General features: G+C 70.0%; 1 protein-coding gene. It reads left to right on the top strand.

What is annotated here, in order from left to right; genetic code table 11:
- Positions 1-1,704 (top strand): condensation domain-containing protein (locus A5681_RS20665; RefSeq protein WP_231996382.1); only part of this gene is annotated, 1,704 nt, incomplete at both ends.

Genomic DNA, 1,704 nt, shown 5'->3' with positions numbered 1-1,704 from the left:
CTGGCCGGAATCTATGCCCAGGTGCTCGGCGTCGAGCGGGTCGGCATCGACGACTCCTTCTTCGACCTCGGCGGGGATTCGCTGTCCGCCATGCGCTTGGTGGCCGCGATCAATACCGGCCTCCACGCGCGCCTCGGGGTGCGAATGTTGTTCGAAGCCCCGACGATTCGACACCTGGCGCCACGCGTCCGTGCCGGTGAGGGGCGCCCGGCCCGAGTGGTCGCCCGTCCGCGGCCGGCGGTGATTCCGCTGTCGTTCGCTCAGAGCCGGTTGTGGTTCACCGATCAATTGCAGGGTCCATCACCGGTCTACAACCTGGCCGCCGCCATGCAGTTGGACGGGCACCTCAACGTCGCCGCGCTCGGCGCGGCGCTTCGCGACGTGGTCGGCAGGCACGAGAGCCTGCGCACCGTGATCGTCGCGCCGGAGGGGACACCCCGGCAAGTGGTCGTGGAAGCGGAGCGGGCCGACTTCGGCTGGCGGGTGGTCGACGCCAGCGGTTGGCCGGCGGGCCGCCTGCAGGGCGCCATCGAGACCGCTGCGTGTCACACGTTCGATCTGGCCACCGAAATGCCGTTGTATGCGGCGCTTTTCCGGGTCGCCGCCGACCGTCACGTGTTGGTGGCCGTCGCCCACCACGTCGCCGCGGACGGGTGGTCCCTGGCGCCGCTGGTGCGCGACCTCGGCGTTGCCTATGCCAGCCGGTGCGGGGGCAAGGCGCCCGAGTGGGCGCCACTTGCCGTGCAGTATGTCGATTACGCGCTGTGGCAGCAGGCCCTGCTGGGCGAGCTGGACGATGCCGACAGCCCCATCGCCGCGCAGCTGCGATATTGGCAGGACGCGCTGGCCGACCTGCCCGAGCGCCTCGCGCTACCCGCCGACCGGCCCTACCCGACGGTGGCCGACTACCGCGGCTCCACCGTCGCCGTGGAATGGCCGGCGGCGGTGCAGCAACGGGTGCGCGAGGTGGCTCGCGAACACAACGCGACGAGCTTCATGGTGCTCCAGGCCGCGTTGGCGGTGCTCCTCGCCAAAGTCGCCGGGACTTCCGATGTGGCGGTGGGCTTTCCGGTAGCGGGCCGGCAAGACCCAGCGCTGGACGAACTGGTCGGCTTCTTCGTCAACACCTTGGTCCTGCGGGTCGATCTCGCCCGAAACCCGACGTTCGCCGAGGTGTTGGCCCAGGTGCGGCAGCGCAGCCTCGCCGCCTACGAGCATCAAGACGTGCCCTTCGAGATGCTGGTGGAACGCCTCAACCCGACGCGGAGCCTGACCCATCACCCCCTGGTGCAGGTCATGCTGACTTGGCAGAACAACGGCCCCACCGAACTTCGCCTGGGCGACGTGCACGCCACCCCGGTGCCACTGGACACCCGCACGGCCCGAATGGATCTGGTGTTTTCGTTGGCCGAACGCTGGGCCGAAGACGGGCAGCCCGCCGGGATCGGCGGCACGGTGGAGTTCCGTACCGACGTGTTCGACACCGCGACCATCGAGACCTTGGTCCGCCGCTTGCAGGGGGTGCTGGTCGCGTTGACGACCGATGCGACCCGGCGCCTGTCGGCGGTCGATGTGTTGGACGCCGGTGAACGCGCGTGGCTGGATGGGGTGGGGAACCGGGCGGTTCTGGGTCGGTCGTGGGTGCCGGTGTCGATTCCGGGGTTGTTTGCCGCGCAGGTGGCCCGTGCGCCCGATGCGGTGGCG

Source organism: Mycobacterium scrofulaceum (genome assembly GCF_001667885.1).
GTDB lineage: Bacteria > Actinomycetota > Actinomycetes > Mycobacteriales > Mycobacteriaceae > Mycobacterium > Mycobacterium scrofulaceum_C.
This window is presented reverse-complemented; position numbering and strand designations above follow the sequence as displayed.